The sequence below is a fragment of the Paenarthrobacter sp. genome (assembly GCF_031180005.1).
Taxonomy (GTDB): Bacteria; Actinomycetota; Actinomycetes; order Actinomycetales; family Micrococcaceae; genus Arthrobacter.
Genome location: NZ_JAPSHI010000013.1, coordinates 98,736 through 115,757, shown reverse-complemented (window position 1 = coordinate 115,757; position 17,022 = coordinate 98,736). Strand labels below are relative to the sequence as shown.

Sequence of the window (17,022 nt, the reverse complement as noted above, 5' to 3'; positions counted from 1 at the left end):
ACGGGAGTAGAAGTAGCCGCGAGAACTCCCGTAAACCTTGAACGTTCACGATCGTGAGTTCCTGCATTGGATGCACATTTCCATGGCTCACTGAAGTGAGAGCGGTTAGGCAAATCCTCTGAACACGCCGTCGGTGTCCGTATCCTCCGTAAATTCTTCCCAGTCCATGTTCGCTAGGTTCAGGTTGTTATCAACACTCCACAGTCTGCGCGCGACGCAACGGAACGGCTCGTGTGACAAGTCGTCCAGATCCACTACCAGCACCGGGTAATCAGATTCCAGAGCGACCTCGTCCATGATGAAAAGGACGGCTGCGTGCTCGACGTTACACAGGACCGCATTACGGATGCGCTCCCAATCAGCGTTGCACCAGGCGATATCGTCGACTACTTGGACGTAGGCCCTAAAACCGTCGCCGTTCTGGGCTAAAACAAAGGAAAGTGCAGAAAGCCAAGTTTCTGTATCCGAGAAATTCGTGCGGACCAGAAGCGAGTCTGCGGTGCTCGGAAGAGTCGACATGCTGCAATCCAACCATGCGCATCGGAGGTAGTTCACGACACGCAGACGTCGCTTTTGGCGATCTACTCCCCGCCCATGAATACCCGTGCATGCCAATTGAGTAGGGCGAGTAGAAGTAGGTGAGACAACCCGTCTCAGTTGTCCACCCCGGATGGCAGCCGAGATGCCCCAAATGGACCCGCGCCCCAGTTTGTGAGACACTTCACAGGTTTGTGTGGTGCGCGCCACCGAGTCGATCGACTGTGCGCAGCGCCCGACATCCATCGCATCACCCACGCTCTTCATGGAGGGACCCCACACTTATGAGCGATGTTTTATCAGCTATCAATGGCGTGATCTGGAGCGATTGGCTCGTTTATCTCTGCCTCGCCACCGGCGTCTATTTCTCCGTCCGTTCGCGCTTCCTGCAGGTACGGCACGTCAAGGGCATGATGCAGCAGATCATGCGGGGTGAGAAGTCCGCAGCCGGCGTTTCCTCATTCCAAGCCCTGGCAATGTCTCTGTCCGGTCGCGTCGGAACCGGTAACATTGCCGGCGTCGCCACCGCAATCGCCTTCGGCGGACCAGGCGCCCTGTTCTGGATGTGGGCGGTGGCCTTCCTCGGCGCGTCCACGTCATTCATTGAATCCACTCTGGGCCAGATCTACAAGACCCGCGACCCACTCACTGGCGAGTACCGCGGCGGCCCGGCCTACTACTTCTCCCGCGCGTTCGCCCACACCAAGGGTGCCGGGTTCTTCAAGGTCTACGGCTATATCTTCGCAGCCGTGACCGTACTGGCCTGCGGCGTTCTGATGCCGGGTGTCCAGGCCAACTCGATGGCCACCGCAATCAGTGGCGCCTGGACCCTTGAGCCGTGGATGGTAGCCGTCGGCTCCGTCATTCTCCTGGCGTTCGTCATCATCGGCGGCGTGAAGCGCATCGCCAGCGTCGCTGCATTCGTCGTGCCGTTTATGGCCATCGCCTACATCATCCTTGCCCTGATCGTGGTCTTTGTTAACGCCACCCAGCTGCCGGAAATCCTCTCGTTGGTGTTCCGTAGCGCCTTTGGTATGGATTCGGCTCTCGGTGCCGTCATCGGCCTGGCCGTGATGTGGGGCGTCAAGCGCGGCGTGTACTCGAACGAGGCCGGTCAGGGTACGGGGCCGCACGCCGCTGCTGCAGCCGAGGTGTCGCACCCGGCGAAGCAGGGATTGGTCCAGGCTTTCGCGGTCTACATCGACACGCTGTTCGTATGCTCGGCCACTGGCTTCCTGATCCTCTCCACCGGCGCCTACCGCGTCTTCTCCGGTGGCAGTGAAGATGGCGGGATACTGGTGGAGGGCGGCCTGCTTTCGGCTACAGCCACCGTGGGCCCCCAGTACGTGCAGACCGGATTCGACTCCGTGTTCCCCGGTTTTGGCGCCTCATTCATCGCGTTCACGCTGATCTTCTTCTGCCTCACCACGGTCATCGCCTACTACTACATGGCGGAAACCAACCTGCGCTTCCTGGTGGGCAATTCTTCCAAGAAGCTCATCCCGGGCGTGAAGGCAAGTGTCGGGCGCGTGACCACCATGGGCCTGCAGGTGGCGATTCTCGTCGCCGTCGCTTACGGCTGTGTGAACACAGCCACGGACGCATGGGCTATGGGCGACATCGGCGTCGGGCTGATGGCCTGGCTGAACATCATCGGCATCCTGATCCTGCAGAAGCCCGCGTTCAAGGCCCTGAAGGATTACGAGCGGCAGCAGAAGCTGGGCCTGGATCCGATCTTCGACCCGAAGCCACTGGGCATTGTCGGTGCTACCTTCTGGGAGTCCTACAAGCCGGCCGAGCGCGAAGAGGAATCCGTGCGAAGCTAGCCTCAGTGACGCCTGCCCCCTCCCGGGCGGGCGGCATCTGCAGTAAACGCACGACGGCGGTGCGGCTGGCTACCTGCCAGCCGCACCAGGGATCAGTCAACGGACGTTATTCCGAAACGTAGGCAGCCAAGTGTTTGCCCGTGAGCGTCGATTTCCCGGCCACGAGATCAGCCGGCGTTCCGGCGAAAACGATCTTGCCGCCGTCGTGCCCGGCGCCTGGTCCAAGGTCAATGATCCAGTCGGCGTGTGCCATGACAGCCTGGTGGTGCTCGATGACGATCACTGATTTTCCGGACTCAACGAGACGATCCAGCATGCCGAGCAGGTTTTGGACGTCCGCCAGGTGTAGGCCGGTAGTCGGTTCGTCCAGGATGTAGATGTCTCCCTTTTCGGACATCTGCGTGGCCAGCTTGAGCCGCTGACGCTCACCACCGGACAACGTGGTGAGTGGCTGACCCAGCGTCAGGTAGCCCAGGCCAACATCGGCGAGGCGATCGAGAATCTTGTGGGCCGCCGGGGTCCGGGCTTCGCCCTCGCTGAAGAAGACTTCAGCCTCATCCACAGACATTGCAAGCACCTCTGCAATATTGCGTCCACCCAGCCGGTACTCCAGCACAGATGCCTGGAAGCGCTTACCTTCACACTCTTCGCAGGGTGATTCAACGGTGGCCATCACACCTAGATCCGTGTAAATTACACCCGCTCCGTTACACGTTGGGCACGCGCCCTCGGAGTTCGAGCTGAACAGCGCAGGCTTGACACCGTTGGCCTTGGCAAACGCCTTGCGGATGGGTTCCAGCAGCCCTGTATACGTGGCAGGGTTGCTTCTGCGGGATCCGCGAATGGCACCTTGATCGATCACCAGGACACCGTCACGCTTGGCTACAGAGCCGTGAATCAGCGAACTCTTGCCTGACCCTGCCACCCCGGTGAGGACGCAGAGAACGCCAAGGGGGATGTCGACGTCGACGTTCTTGAGGTTGTTTGTTGACGCCCCCCGGATTTCCAAGTGGCCGGAGGCGGAACGCACGCTGTCCTTAATCGAGGCCCGATCGTCCAAGTGGCGCCCGGTGATGGTGTCGCTCCCCCGCAAACCCTCCAAATCGCCCTCGAAGCACACTCTGCCGCCTCCGGTCCCGGCGCCAGGTCCCAGGTCAACCACGTGGTCGGCGATCGCGATGGTTTCCGGCTTGTGTTCCACCACGAGCACTGTGTTGCCTTTATCGCGAAGCTGCAACAATAGCTGGTTCATTCGCTCGATGTCGTGAGGATGCAGACCAATGGTTGGTTCGTCAAAGACGTAGGTGATGTCCGTGAGGGACGACCCCAGGTGCCGGATCATCTTTGTCCGCTGAGCCTCTCCCCCGGACAACGTTCCCGCGGGCCGGTCAAGGGAGAGGTAACCCAATCCGATTCCGGCGAAAGAATCCAGGAGGTGCTGGAGGCCTTGGAGGAGAGGAGCTACGGAAGGCTCATCCAGCTCGCGGACCCAGTCTGCGAGGTCGCTGATTTGCATGGTGCAGACATCGGCAATGCTCTTGCCGTTGATTTTGGAGGACCTTGCCTCGGGGCTCAGCCTGGTGCCTTCACATTCGGGGCAGGTGGTGAAGGTTATGGCCCGCTCCACGAAGGCGCGGATGTGCGGTTGCAAGGCGTCTACGTCCTTGCTAAGCATCGATTTCTGGATCTTGGGGATCACGCCTTCGTAAGTGAGGTTTATGCCCTCCACCTTGATCTTGGTGGGCTCACGGTAGAGCAGATCATGGAGTTCCTTCTTGGTGAACTTGGCAATGGGCTTGTCCATGTTGAAGAACCCTGAGCCGCTGAAAATGCGGCCGTACCAGCCATCCATGGTGTAGCCGGGGATGGTGAGGGCGCCTTCGCTCAGGGATTTGGAGTCATCGTAGAGAGCCGTGAGATCAAAGTCGTTGACCGAACCCATGCCCTCACAGCGCGAACACATGCCGCCCAAGCGATTGAACGTGGCTTTCTCGGTCTTTGTTTTACCTTCGCCACGTTCCACTGTGATGGCACCGCTGGCCTTCACCGTGGGCACGTTGAACGAGTAGGCGTTGGGCGAACCAATGTGGGGCTGGCCAAGGCGGCTGAACAGAATCCGCAACATGGCATTGGCATCTGTGGCGGTCCCCACGGTCGAGCGTGGGTTGGAGCCCATTCGCTCCTGGTCCACAATGATGGCCGTCGTCAGTCCTTCAAGTACATCAACGTCGGGCCGGGCCAGGGAGGGCATGAAGCCCTGCACGAAGGCACTGTAGGTTTCGTTGATCATGCGCTGCGACTCGGCGGCGATGGTCGCGAAGACCAATGAACTCTTCCCGGAGCCGGAGACGCCTGTGAAGACCGTGAGCCGGCGCTTCGGAATTTCGATGCTGATGTCTTTCAGGTTGTTTTCCCGTGCGCCCTGCACCCGGATCAAATCGTGGGTATCCGCCACATGGGATCCGGGAGATTGCGTGTCAGTGCTCGTGGCAGTAGTCATGATTTCTCCATCTGTTAGGCGGCGCTGCCCAACAGTCCCCCGTCGGCGTCGCCTGGCTCTCACTGACCGGCAACGGTCAGTACGTTTGATTCTGCCATTGTCTTCCTTGGGTTACTCGCTAAGAATGAAGCATGCCGGTATACATGAGGTCCCTTGAAACCGCCGTTCCCCAAACCATCCTCGTCCAGCAGCAGGCCCGTGACGTCTTCGCATCCCAACCCGGGCTTACAAGGCTGGGAACGCGGCTCGTCAGCACGTGTTTCGACTCAGCAGCAATAGACACCCGCTACACCGCTGTTCCGGAGCTCAGCCTTGATGCACATCCGGAGAATCCGCAGTTTTTCGACCCCGAGACCAATCGAGTCCTGAGCCCCAGCACGAAAGTCCGGAACGAGATCTTTGCAACTGAAGCCACCAAGTTGTTCGTGGAGGCCGGCAAAGCCGCAGTGGCTCAGGCGCCCGGGATAGACCTCGATGACATCACGCACGTCATCACCGTTTCCTGCACAGGATTCTTCAACCCCGGTCCGGACTACAAGGTGGTCAGGGCTCTGGGGCTCAACCCCGCTGTCCAGCGCTATCACCTTGGATTCATGGGCTGCTATGCAGCTTTCCCCGCGCTCAAAGCAGCCAAGCAGTTTTGCCTTGCTGACCCTACCGCAGTTGTCCTGGTGATCTGTGTTGAACTCTGCTCCTTGCATGTGAGGACCTCCAACGACCCCGACACGATCATGGGATCGGCGATCTTCGGCGATGGTGCGGCGGCCGCCGTCGTAAGTGCGAGGGAACTGCAGGGGCCGGAGCCGGCCATTCGGCTGGACCACTTCGAGACGGTCCTGACGCCTGTGGGTGAGGAAGCGATGGCTTGGAACATCGGCGACGAAGGATTTGAAATGGTCTTGGGCTCGTACGTGCCGCACATCATTGAGGAACACATCACCGGTGCCCTGGCGCCGCTGCTCGCCAAGGAGCCTTCCGTAGCGGGCCTCCCCTACCGCGACATTACCCACTGGGCCATCCACCCCGGCGGACGCAGCATCCTGGACAAGGTGGAGTCCAAGTTGGAACTCACCCAGGAGCAGTTGGTTCCGGCTCGGGAAACATTGAGGGAGTACGGGAACATGAGCAGCGCTACTGTGCTGTTCGTCCTGAAGTACATGTTGGAGCAGCCGGTCAGTGAACGTGAGGAGCGTATTTGTTCCATGGCGTTCGGCCCGGGCCTGACCGTGGAGACGGGACTCTTCACGCTGGTCTCCCCTGCGCTGTGAGGCCTTGGGGATCCCTCCAAGAGAGGGACCTGCACGCAGTCGAGGAGATGGACAAAGCTGACTGCGACCCAAGGCGCCTCAACAGGACTTACGCTCGATTTCCGGTGGTGAACCGTCTGCTGTCGGGATGGCACGGGACGTATCATCGGCGACTCCGTCCGCTTTTGGCAACGAACGCCGCGGTGTCCGTGCTGGACATCGGCAGCGGCAGCGGAGACGTGGCGAGGAGCCTTGCGCGGTGGGCCCGGCGGGACGGTTTCAGGCTCACCGTGACAGCAATTGACCCGGATGAGAGAGCTTTCGCCTTTGCCTCCAAGGCGCCTCATGTGGAAGGTGTCAGCTACCGTAAGGCGCACAGCTCCGAGCTGGTCGCTGAAGGCCGGAAGTTCGACGTCGTCATCTCCAACCACATCATTCACCACCTCGATCCGGGGCAGCTGGCGGCGGTCCTCCACGATTCGGAGTTGCTCAGCCGGGGGCTTTGCCTCCATAACGACCTCAATCGCAGCAACGTCGCGTACCTTTTGTTTCTGGCAGGCTTTTGGCCGTTGGGCGTAGGCTCCTACATCTGCGGGGATGGTTTGACCTCCATCAGGCGCAGTTACACCGCGGCGGAATTGAAAGCCGTTGTTCCTTCCTCATGGTCAGTGGAACGAAACGGGCCGTGGCACCATCTCCTTTTTCGGGAACGTCCGGTTCGTGAGTTTCTCCAAACTGATGCTGAGCACTTATTGGAGGACCGTGCCTGACGTTGTGATCGTGGGTGCCGGCCCTGTGGGCCTCTTCATGGGACTTCTGTTGCTGCAGCGGGGGCACCAGGTCCGAATACTGGAGCGCCGGAGCAACAGGAGCAACAGTTCGAGGGCCATCGGAATCCACCCCCCGGCTTTGGCCGAGCTGGCACGGGCCGGAGCTGCCGACCCTTTGGTAGCTGCCGGGGTCCACATCCAACGGGGTGTGGCCTACAGTCGGCGACGACGGGTGGCCGAACTTGCGTTCGACGGCGACGCAGCCTTTCCCTTCATCCTTGCCGTTCCGCAGATGATCACCGAGGAAGTCCTGGAGTTGGCGGTGAAGGAACTGGATGCCGATGCGGTCGTCCGGGGCGCCGACGTCCAGGAGATCGACGACGCCGGCGGTACCTTGCGCGTACGCGCAGATTCGCCTTCCGGCAGCTTGGAGGTGCCAGCCCGTTTGGTGATAGCCGCCGACGGAGCGCATTCAACCATCCGTCCGCGCTACCAGCCGGGTGTGCCATCCCGCAGCTATCCGGACTGCTACATCATGGGCGACTTCCCGGATGACACCGGGCATGGCGTCGACGCCGTCTTGTACTTGGAACCCGAAGGAATCGTAGAGTCTTTTCCCCTGCCAAGAGGTATCCGCAGATGGGTTGTCAGGCTGGGCGCACCGCACAAGAATCCGACGCCGGCAGGGCTCGCTGAGCTGATCACAGCCAGGACCGGTGAGGTGCTGGACATCGCCGGCAATTCGATGCTGAGTGCTTTTGAAGTACGGTCGCGGCTGACCAAGCGCATGGTTCACGGCAGGATGGTGTTTCTTGGGGATGCCGCGCACGAAATCAGCCCGATCGGAGGGCAGGGCATGAACCTTGGCTGGTTGGATGCTGCAGCCTTGGCCCCGATCGTGGATGCCTCCCTCCGGGGCGCCAACGTAGGACGCGATGTGGCGAATTTCGAGAAGTCACGCAGGAAAGCGGCGCTTCGCGCGTCACGTCAGGCCGGGCTCAACATGGCGCTGGGCAGACCGCTGCCGCCTCCCGCCATGTCAGCCAGGAACACGCTTTTCGCATGCGCCCTTACCGTACCGGCAATTTCAGAATTGGTGGAGCGCCGCTTCACCATGCGCTAGTTATTCCGGGGCGGTAGCTATTCCGACGTCGTGTAGTAGCAGTCGTACGTGTCCTGGCTGATGATCAGGCCGTCCCGCAACTCGAAAACCGCAGTGCTCCGGGCTCGGATGGTATCGCCGCGGTCCCAGTGCGGCAGGTCAAGAAGCAGCGTGGCTGACCAATTCATCTCCAGCACCACGCGGTTGTCCTGGCTCGTTGCGCGGACCACCTCAAAGCGCTGATTGGAGACGATATCCTTGCTGTGGTCGGCGCCAGCCAACGTTTCCGCCAGGTTCCGAGTGGAGCCCGTTTTGGACAAGGCGTGTGGCCACTCCGTGAGCTTGAAATCATCGGCCAGGAAGGGCCGGAGCTCAGCAGCCCCGCCGCCAGCCTCAACCGTTCGAACAAACCCGAGTACACAATCCAAAGGGGTGGAATCGATCATTCGACGAGCCTAGCCCACACTCGCGAATGCCCTCATCGCGTTAGGCTCACTGTATGACGCACCAACCTCATCCTGGGGCGACGAGCCCTGCCACGGACTACAACCCCACCCGGATACGTGACGCGGTCCGTCGCTTGCTTGATGCAGAAGGGCTCCCGCCCATTGTGCAGGCCGGGCACCCTGTACTGCGCCAGCTGGCGGCCCCGTATGACGGCCAGATTGATGATGCTGAGTTGGCGGCTTTTATCGAGCGAATGAGGGACACCATGCATGACGCCCCGGGCGTCGGACTGGCCGCCCCCCAGCTGGGTATCCCGCTGCAGCTGGCTGTTCTGGAGGACAAATATGAGGTGGACCCGGAGTCTGCGGCGGTACGTCACAGGGAACAGCTGGAATTCTTTGCGATCATCAACCCGGAGTACCGTGCACTCGGTACGGAGACTGCCGCATTCTATGAAGGGTGCCTTTCTCTCAGCGGGTACCAAGCGGTTGTGACACGCCACCGGAACGTGGAGTTGCGCTACACCAGTCCCTCAGGCGAACCCGTGGAAGAGTGGTTCTCGGGGTGGCAGGCCCGCATCGTGCAACACGAAACGGATCACCTCCACGGCATCCTGTACCTGGACCGGGCCGAACTTCGCTCCCTGTCCAGCAATGCTGAACACTCGGCCCGGTGGTTCAAGCCGGAGATTGACGAGGCTCGCCGGGCTCTAGGATTCCTTCACTGACGCTGAATCCGGCGAGTACGGCTACGGCTGGTCCTCGAAGCGATTGGCATCCGTTGGAAGGTACTGCGCCCACCAACGAAGGATGTGATCAAAGCGCTGCTTCCGGTGGTGAGGCGTCCCGGACCTTGACAACTCGTGGTCTTCCCCGGGGAAGATCAGCAGGGAAGTGTCCACGCCCTGGGCCTTCAAGTGTGCGTAGTACCGCTGCCCCTGTTCGATGGGGCACCGTAGATCGTTTTCGCTGTGAATCACCAGGGTCGGTGTGCCGACATGCGAAACCACCGCCATGGGACTTTGCGCGGTCATCTGCTCCGGTGTTCCTCCAATGTATTCAGCCCCGAAGAACCAACCGATGTCAGCGGAACCCAAAAAGCTGACAGGGTCCAGGAAGCCGCGCTCCACAATCGCACCCTTGAACCTATGCTCGTGGGCGATGGTCCAGGCGGTGAGATAACCACCATAGGAACCACCCATGATCCCCACCCGGTCTTTATCCAGGGCGTCAAAAGAGGCCAATGCTGAGTCGAGGAAGGCAAGAACGTCCTGCATATCCAGCGTACCCATGCGTTCCTTGATGGCGCGCCCATGGGATTGGCCGTAGCCGGACGACCCTCGTGGATTGCACATGACAACGGCATACCCTGCAGCGGCGTAAACCTGCGCTTCGTCGAAGAACGCGCTGGTGTACTGGGAGAATGGGCCGCCATGGATGGTGAGCAGTACCGGGTGTGGCCCCGGGCCATCAGGCAATACCACCCAACCATGAATCGGGTGTCCGTCGGCGGATTCAGCGTCGAAGTCCAAGGGTTCAGTTACACGTGTGTTGTTGCGCAGGGCGGCGGAGAAATCCGTGAGGAGGCGGATCTCTCCCCGTTCCAGTGACGCGACATCTCCCACCGTTGAGGAATCGGAGAAACTCACGGCAATTTCCCCGTTTGCGGCGACTGTTGCCCCGAAAACTACCCGCGCACCATGGATCAGCGGTGTGATTTCGCCTTGCGCAGTGACGTCCAGCAGTTCGACACTTCCCAACGCCGTGTTCAGCACCAGTACACTTGCTGGACCGTTGGGTTCCAGCGGTCCCGACACGTCCAGATGTTCCACGTCAGTCAACGCCACCGACTCTCCCCCCTCGATGGGAATGACGTACAGAACAGAATTCCGAGCCACAAAGTCCTTGCCGGTGTCCCCCAGATCCTGGGCCACGTAGAACAGCCGACGGCCGTCCGTGGAGGTACGGACAGCAGTGACGGTCTGCAACTTCTTGTTGGAAGGTTCGACGACGGTCGGCTGGCCGCCGCCGGCGCCGACCCGATAGACGGAGGTGACGAGGTCGTCGTCGTTTCCTTCATGAAGGGCAGCAACGAAGTACAGGTGGGAGCCGTCGGCTGAAAAGCACGGCGATTCGTGGTCCGAGTCGCCAAACGTGACCTGCCGTGCAGTCGGAACCCCCGTAACCGTCCGAGTCGGCTGTTCGTGAGCGGCCCTCCCGCGCGGAACAACGAATGGTTCCCCGCCCAACTCCGGGACTTCAACCACAAACAGCTGCTGACGCTGGTCTGCGGTGTATCCGACGCCATTCATCCTGTATTGGTTGGTGGTGATGAGTCGGGCATCTTCACCGCCCGATGTGACGCCATCCACCGTGCCGTAGCGGCCTTGTTCCGGCGCGCGGGCCTCGAACGCGATTCGGTGGGAATCCGGCGCCCACACGAACCCACCCACGCCGGCCTGCTGATCCGTGATCCGTTGTGGCTCGCCGCCTGCGGCCTCCACGACGAATAGCTGTGGTTTGCCGTCCGGGTCGTTCCTGAGGAACGCCAAAACCAGCCCGTCGGGAGAGAAAGCAGGAGAGCTGTCCCGGAAGCCGCGCGTGATGCGTCGCGGAAACTTGGTGGTGTCCAAAGGAACGCTCCACAGCTGGCCTACGTAGCTGTCAGCATCAAAGTCCGGCCTCACGACGGAGACCACCGCCTTGCTGCCGTCGGGGTGGATTGCCGGGGCGGACACAGTGTTCAGCAGGTGCAATTGCTCGGGTTTCACGTTGGTGAGCCTAGCCCGGCGGTTCAGCACCCGGCACCTGACACTCCGTCCGCCGTAGGATTGAAGCCATGTTGTCCCACGCTGTTGCTGCCCTCCGCTGTCCTGTTTGCCAAGGGACGTTCCAGCTCAGGGAAGGCCAGCAACGGACTCTCGCTTGTGAGGCCGGGCACCTGTTCGACGCCGCTAAACAGGGTTACTTCAACCTGCTGACGGGCAAAGGCACGGTCTTCGAAGCCGACTCGGCGGAGATGGTGGCAGCCCGGCACAGGTTCCTGGACGCCGGTCATTACTCCGGACTATCCCAAGCCCTTGCCCAAGCAGCCGCCGGGTCCCTTCAACGTTCCGACGCGCTGGTTCTGGACGCAGGCACCGGCACCGGGCACTACCTGCATGCGGTCCTTCAGATGTCAGGGGCTACGGGAGTCGGCGTGGACATTTCCAAATTCGCCCTGAGGCGCGCCGCCCGGCTCAATCCGGAGGCCGCCAATCTTGTTTGGGACATTTGGCGTCCGTTACCCATGGAGGACAACACCGCCGACGTGGTAACGGTGGTCTTTGCCCCGCGGAACCCCGCCGAGTTTGCCCGGGTGCTGCGGCCAGGCGGCTCGTTGATCGTTGTGACGCCCATGCCAGGCCACCTTGCTGAGATTGCAGCCCGAACCGGGATGCTCGGCATTCAAGAGGGCAAAGAAGATCGGTTGGCAGAATCCATGAAGGGCTATTTTGACTCAGGCACCAGCCAAAGCCTGGATCTTCCCTTGATGCTGACTGGTCAGGAGGTAGCTGACCTGGCCTATATGGGTCCGGCCGGGCACCATCTGGATCGTGAAGAGTTGGCCGAATTGGCATCCTTGGAAGGTTCCGTGGCAACCACAGCGAAGTTCCGGATCAGCGAATTCGCCGTCTCCTGACATGGGAAGGGACGTCGGGCTAGGATGGAGGGACAGTGACTGTGATCCCGCTCGCGGGATCCGGGACCAAGGGGGAAATGATGTTTGAATGGCTCGGCGAGAATTGGTGGGCCCTCTGGCTCACGGTCTTCCTCGCGTTCGCAGTGGTGGAGATGCTTACCCTCGACCTCTTCTTCATCATGCTGGGCGGCGGTGCCCTTGCCGGGCTGATCGCCGACTTCGCGGGAGCCGATTTCTGGCTCCAAATCGTGATCTTCTCAGTGGTCTCTCTCCTGATGATTGTCTTTGTCCGGCCCGTAGCAATGAAGCACCTTCACAAGGGACCGGCGGAACAGCGCAGTAATATCGACCGGCTCATCGGTCAGTCCGCACTCGTTATCGAAGCCGTGAGCGGAACCAGTGGATTGGTGAAGATCGGCGGCGACGTGTGGAGCGCCCGCAGCACCGCTGGTGTTCTGGACGCCGGTTCTACAGTCCAGGTCACCAGGATCGACGGTGCGACGGCGGTAGTAGCCTCGCCTGCCGAGAACAGCCCGCGCTAAGGCGCGCCCTTGAATTTCAATGGTTGCCGACCCGGGCAGCCTGCCCGGGTCCAGCCGCATCAAACCACGCAATTGGGGAATGAAGGAGATGTATGGACGGCTTAGGAGGAACAGCAGCGGCAATTGTGCTGATTGTTCTCGTCATTTTTGTCATCATCGTGTTGGTCCGTTCGGTGAGGATCATCCCGCAGGCACGTGCCGGCGTCGTTGAACGCCTCGGCAAGTACCAGCGGACGCTCAACCCGGGACTAACCATCCTGATCCCGTTCGTCGACCGGCTGCTGCCGTTGCTCGACCTGCGTGAACAGGTGGTGTCGTTCCCGCCTCAGCCGGTCATCACCGAGGACAACCTGGTTGTTTCGATTGACACCGTTGTCTACTTCCAAGTTACCGATCCGAGGGCGGCAACCTACGAGATCGCCAACTACATCCAGGCCGTGGAGCAGTTGACCACCACCACGCTTCGTAACGTGGTGGGCGGGCTCAACCTCGAAGAAGCACTCACCTCCCGCGACCAGATCAACGGCCAGCTGCGCGGAGTCTTGGACGAAGCTACGGGCCGTTGGGGAATCCGCGTTTCCCGCGTGGAGCTGAAGGCGATTGATCCGCCCCACTCCATTCAGGACTCGATGGAAAAGCAGATGCGCGCTGAACGGGATCGCCGTGCAGCCATCCTGACCGCTGAAGGCACCAAGCAGTCGCAGATTCTTACCGCCGAAGGTCAACGGCAGGCAGCCATCCTCGCGGCTGAAGGTGACGCGAAGGCGGCCATCCTCAGGGCAGATGGTGAAGCTCAAGCCATCCAGAAGGTCTTCGATGCCATTCACAAGGGCAACCCGGACCAGAAGCTCCTTGCCTACCAGTACTTGCAGACACTTCCCAAGATCGCCGAGGGAAGCTCGAACAAGCTCTGGATCATTCCAAGTGAGGTCGGCGAGGCACTTAAGGGCATCGGCGGCGCCCTTGGAGGTAATAACGGGGACTCCCCCGTTGGCCTCTTCGGCGACAACGGTGAAGCCAAGGTGCCGGCGCCCACCACGTCCGCAGAGCACGCAAGACCCGCCGAGTAACCAGAGTTTCAGCGCTACGAGCGGTCAGCCCCTTCGGCTGGCCGTTCGTTGTTTGTTGGTCCCTTTTGAGTAGTGGGCGTTGAACCGCGTATAATGGGATATTTGTCCGGCTGGTTCAGCGTGGATGGAACATTAAAGCTTGGCCAGGCGTTGCAATTAGTGATGCAAGGTGTGCAGAAGTAGTCCGTAAGGATCGTGAAAACGGCTTACGGCTAGCGCGGAGTTCCTGCTCCGCGAACAGACAGAGGGAGTAATCATGAGCGATCGCAGCCTGCGGGGTATGCGTCTTGGCGCCCAAAGCATGGAAACAGAATCCGGCGTTGAACCGGCACCGCGCCAGCGGGTCGAGTACCGTTGCGAGGATGGCGAGCAGGTCTTCGTGACCTTCTCCTCCGAAGCCGAAATTCCCCCCGTATGGGTTTCCAAGACCGGCAAGGAAGCACTGCTGGTTGATGGTGAGCGACCTGTGGACGCCAACGAGAAAGCCGTCCGCACCCACTGGGACATGCTCTTGGAGCGCCGCAGCCTCCCCGAGCTGGAGCAGATCCTTGAGGATCGGCTGAACATCCTGCGTGAGCGCCGTGGAGAACGCCGCTCCGCATAGCGGGTGACAGATCCAAAGATAAAGGCCGGGTCCGGTTCCTTATGGGAACCGGACCCGGCCTTTCTGCCTGTAAAAGTGTCGAGCTACTTGGCCACTGCGGGTGACTTGCGGGTGAGCTTTTCCCAACGTGCTGCCAGTCCCCATTTGGTGACGTTGATCATGGCTTCCACCACGATGTTGCCGCTCATCTTCGATGCCCCGAGCTCACGTTCGACGAATGTAATGGGGCGCTCCTCGATGCGGAGGCCAAGTTTTGCCACGCGCCATGCGAGGTCAACCTGGAAGCCGTAGCCAACCGACTCGACTTCGTCCAAGTTGAGCGCCTCGAGCGTGCTCCGGCGGAACGCCCGGTAGCCTCCGGTGACGTCCTTGATCTTGACGCCCAGCATGATGCGGGCGTAGGTGCTGCCAATGCGGGAGATTGCCTGGCGGTAGAGCGGCCAGTTAACCACACTGCCACCGGGGACCCACCGGGATCCCATGGCGAGGTCTGCTCCCTCCTTGACGGCGTCGAGAAGAAGCGGCAGTTGCTCCGGCTTATGAGAACCGTCGGCGTCCATTTCAACCAGGACGTCATAGCCTGCGGCCAGTCCCCACTTGAAGCCGGCGATGTAGGCGGCCCCCAGGCCTTCCTTGCCCTTACGATGCAGGACGTGCACCTGGCTGTCCTCCGCGGCGAAGCCGTCGGCCAGCTTTCCCGTGCCGTCAGGGCTGTTGTCGTCGACCACCAGGACATCGGAGTCGGGTACCGCTGCGCGCAGCCGTCCCAATGTCACGGGGAGCGATTCCAGCTCGTTGTAGGTGGGAATGATCGTCAGGACACGCAAGAAGAGGCCTTTCCTTGATGGAGCGGTCAGTGTGCCGGAGCAGCCTGGCGGCTGGCGTTCTGGCGCAACTCTCCATTATAGGACGCCGGATAGGATTCGTTTGGCGGTTGTGGCCCGGGACACACGATGAGGGTAGTGCGGGACGTCGATGGTGAGGCCTACGAGTTTCACGCCCTCAGCGACTCGTGGGCGAACAACTCGTGGCCCTCGCGTACTGTCTGAAGGCATCGGGGGTCGCTGCCCGTGTCCAGGGCAGGCAAAAGGGGTGTCCGTGCCCGAGGATCAGTGCTCCACGACTGTACGCGGCTATCAGCCACCTGGACCATCAGTTCGTCCACTTCCCACACAGCGAAACTGGCAGGTGCGCCGGGGACCAATTGGCCCATCAGGGGGTTCCGGTGTTTGGTGGCCCGCCACCCTGCACGCGTGTGGCCCAAGAAGGCGGCACGAGCCGAGATTCTTTGCTCCGGGTTGCTGTGCTCCAGGCAGGCACGCACGCTCGACCACGGGCGGAGAGGGGTGACAGGGCTGTCACTGCCGAAGGCGATAGGGACGCCGCTGGCGTAGAAGGAAGCGAAGGGGTTCATCGTTTGGCTGCGCCCACCCAACCGCTGTTCGTAGAGCCCACCCGGTTGACCCCATGCGGCATCGAAGCCGGGCTGCACACTGACCGACACGGAGTACTTGGCCAGCCGTTCGATGGCGGCCTGGTCAGCCATCTCTACGTGTTCAAGCCTATGGCCGGCTGCCCGGATGCGCTGCTCCCCCACCTCTGCGGCCGCTGCGTCCAATGCGTCCAGCACTGCCCCGAGGCCAGCGTCACCTATGACATGAAAGCCAGCCTGGACTCCCAGAAGAGACGTGGCCACAAGATGTTTGGTGGCGTCGTCCACTGACAGGTACAAACTGCCGCGTTGGCCCGGTGCATCGGAATAGTCGTCCACGAGGGCCGCTGTGCGGGAGCCGATTGAACCGTCAATGTTGAGGTCACCGGCAAGGCCCACGACCCGCGTATCAAGTTTGTCCAGAATTGACCGCGCGTGCTCCTCCGACGTCGCCAGCTCGCCCCAGTAGGGAAGCACCTCAGGCCGGTTCACGTCCTCGTTCCAGGAGGCGGCCATTCGCAGGTCTTCGGACCCGCAAATGTGAGGTGCGGACATCTCGGCCAAGGCTACATACCCTTGGGACGCCGCCTCCTGCAGGGCCGATTCCTGGTATCCGCGCCGTTCGTGTTCCGGGAACTTCCGTGCAGTCAGCCGGGCGGCCGTATGTGCCGCACGAACAACGCGGGCGGCTCCGGAGAAACCATCGAGGCCGTCCAGCCCTGCGGCCGCGGCCAACGACGACGAAACCAAGGCGGAGTGGACGTCGATGCGTGACAGGTAGACAGCCCGCCCGGCAGACGCCCTTTCAATTTCCTCCAAGGTAGGGAGCGTGGGATCCTGCCACGTCGTTTCATCCCAACCGTGACCCAGGACTGCACCTGTGCCGCTGGAGGAGGCAACGGCGTCGAGCAGTTCCGTGGCTGAACGCACCCCGGTGAGTTGCAGGCCGGACAGGGCAAGGCCTGTCTCCGTCAGGTGTGCATGGGAGTCTACGAAACCTGGTGCCAGGAGTGCTCCGCGGAGGTCGATGACCTCCATGGACGAGTCAGCTATTGAGGTGGCAGCCTGTTCGGACCCGACCCAAGCCACGGTATCGCCGTCCATCACCAGGGCCGTGGCAAAAGGATCTGCGGCGGTATAGATCGAACCGTTGCGGTACATCGTGACCTTGCGGTCGTTCGCGGTGCGGTCTTGGCCGGCTGCTACGCCTGGCTGGTTCATGCGTTGTGCTCCTCGAGCGTTGAAAACTTTCAATGAGAGTAGG

15 protein-coding genes are annotated in these 17,022 nt (G+C 61.2%); 9 read left to right on the top strand and 6 right to left on the bottom strand.

Translation table 11 applies throughout. The features are described 5' to 3' along the window. Nucleotides 1-105 precede the first annotated feature (105 nt). Complete coding sequence (locus tag RIF72_RS11615; RefSeq protein WP_309075039.1) at nt 106-519, bottom strand: DUF6924 domain-containing protein; 414 nt, start codon at nt 517-519, stop codon at nt 106-108. Between the two features lie 302 nt (nt 520-821). Between RIF72_RS11615 and RIF72_RS11610 the strand changes: the two genes are divergently transcribed. Then, complete coding sequence (locus RIF72_RS11610) at nt 822-2,363, top strand: alanine/glycine:cation symporter family protein (protein WP_309075038.1); 1,542 nt, start codon at nt 822-824, stop codon at nt 2,361-2,363. 106 nt (nt 2,364-2,469) lie between these two features. Here RIF72_RS11610 and RIF72_RS11605 read toward each other — a convergent pair whose 3' ends face one another. After that, nucleotides 2,470-4,863 (bottom strand): excinuclease ABC subunit UvrA, encoded by a 2,394-nt coding sequence (locus RIF72_RS11605; RefSeq protein WP_309075037.1) that lies wholly within the window; start codon nt 4,861-4,863, stop codon nt 2,470-2,472. 131 nt (nt 4,864-4,994) lie between these two features. On the opposite strand from RIF72_RS11605, the gene RIF72_RS11600 reads away from it, so the two are divergent. From RIF72_RS11600 to RIF72_RS11590, 3 genes are read left to right on the top strand one after another with little or no spacing between them, the layout of a single operon-like run. After that, complete coding sequence (locus RIF72_RS11600; protein WP_309075036.1) at nt 4,995-6,131, top strand: type III polyketide synthase; 1,137 nt, start codon at nt 4,995-4,997, stop codon at nt 6,129-6,131. Continuing rightward, entirely contained in the window at nt 6,128-6,880 is a 753-nt protein-coding gene (locus RIF72_RS11595) for a class I SAM-dependent methyltransferase (RefSeq protein ID WP_309075035.1), read from the top strand. Before RIF72_RS11600 ends, RIF72_RS11595 begins: the two co-directional genes overlap by 4 nt. Next, complete coding sequence (locus RIF72_RS11590; protein ID WP_309075034.1) at nt 6,873-8,003, top strand: NAD(P)/FAD-dependent oxidoreductase; 1,131 nt, start codon at nt 6,873-6,875, stop codon at nt 8,001-8,003. Before RIF72_RS11595 ends, RIF72_RS11590 begins: the two co-directional genes overlap by 8 nt. Before the next feature lie 17 nt (nt 8,004-8,020). On the opposite strand, the gene RIF72_RS11585 is transcribed toward RIF72_RS11590, so the two are convergent. Beyond that, the gene (locus RIF72_RS11585; RefSeq protein ID WP_309075033.1) at nt 8,021-8,428 is read right to left on the bottom strand and encodes a nuclear transport factor 2 family protein; all 408 of its coding nucleotides are present in this window, start codon (nt 8,426-8,428) and stop codon (nt 8,021-8,023) included. Nucleotides 8,429-8,481: 53 nt separating this feature from the next. On the opposite strand from RIF72_RS11585, the gene RIF72_RS11580 reads away from it, so the two are divergent. Continuing rightward, nucleotides 8,482-9,156, top strand: a complete 675-nt coding sequence (locus RIF72_RS11580; protein WP_309075032.1) for a peptide deformylase — start codon at nt 8,482-8,484, stop codon at nt 9,154-9,156. A 21-nt stretch (nt 9,157-9,177) separates the two neighbouring features. On the opposite strand, the gene RIF72_RS11575 is transcribed toward RIF72_RS11580, so the two are convergent. Further along, nucleotides 9,178-11,199 (bottom strand): S9 family peptidase, encoded by a 2,022-nt coding sequence (locus RIF72_RS11575; RefSeq protein ID WP_309075031.1) that lies wholly within the window; start codon nt 11,197-11,199, stop codon nt 9,178-9,180. Between the two features lie 68 nt (nt 11,200-11,267). Between RIF72_RS11575 and RIF72_RS11570 the strand changes: the two genes are divergently transcribed. The 4 genes from RIF72_RS11570 to RIF72_RS11555 all read left to right on the top strand — a co-directional run bounded on the left by RIF72_RS11570 (nt 11,268) and on the right by RIF72_RS11555 (nt 14,326). Beyond that, nucleotides 11,268-12,110 carry a methyltransferase domain-containing protein gene (locus tag RIF72_RS11570; RefSeq protein ID WP_309075030.1) on the top strand — a complete coding sequence of 281 codons (843 nt, stop codon included), beginning with the start codon at nt 11,268-11,270 and terminating at the stop codon, nt 12,108-12,110. Nucleotides 12,111-12,190: 80 nt separating this feature from the next. After that, nucleotides 12,191-12,652 carry an NfeD family protein gene (locus tag RIF72_RS11565; RefSeq protein WP_043471323.1) on the top strand — a complete coding sequence of 154 codons (462 nt, stop codon included), beginning with the start codon at nt 12,191-12,193 and terminating at the stop codon, nt 12,650-12,652. A gap of 92 nt (nt 12,653-12,744) precedes the next feature. Continuing rightward, entirely contained in the window at nt 12,745-13,722 is a 978-nt protein-coding gene (locus tag RIF72_RS11560) for an SPFH domain-containing protein (protein WP_309075029.1), read from the top strand. A gap of 256 nt (nt 13,723-13,978) precedes the next feature. Continuing rightward, complete coding sequence (locus tag RIF72_RS11555; RefSeq protein WP_011774875.1) at nt 13,979-14,326, top strand: RNA polymerase-binding protein RbpA; 348 nt, start codon at nt 13,979-13,981, stop codon at nt 14,324-14,326. A gap of 83 nt (nt 14,327-14,409) precedes the next feature. Here RIF72_RS11555 and RIF72_RS11550 read toward each other — a convergent pair whose 3' ends face one another. Then, nucleotides 14,410-15,153 (bottom strand): polyprenol monophosphomannose synthase, encoded by a 744-nt coding sequence (locus tag RIF72_RS11550; RefSeq protein WP_091470758.1) that lies wholly within the window; start codon nt 15,151-15,153, stop codon nt 14,410-14,412. Between the two features lie 167 nt (nt 15,154-15,320). Further along, the gene (locus RIF72_RS11545; protein ID WP_309075028.1) at nt 15,321-16,979 is read right to left on the bottom strand and encodes an amidohydrolase family protein; all 1,659 of its coding nucleotides are present in this window, start codon (nt 16,977-16,979) and stop codon (nt 15,321-15,323) included. Nucleotides 16,980-17,022: the final 43 nt, after the last annotated feature.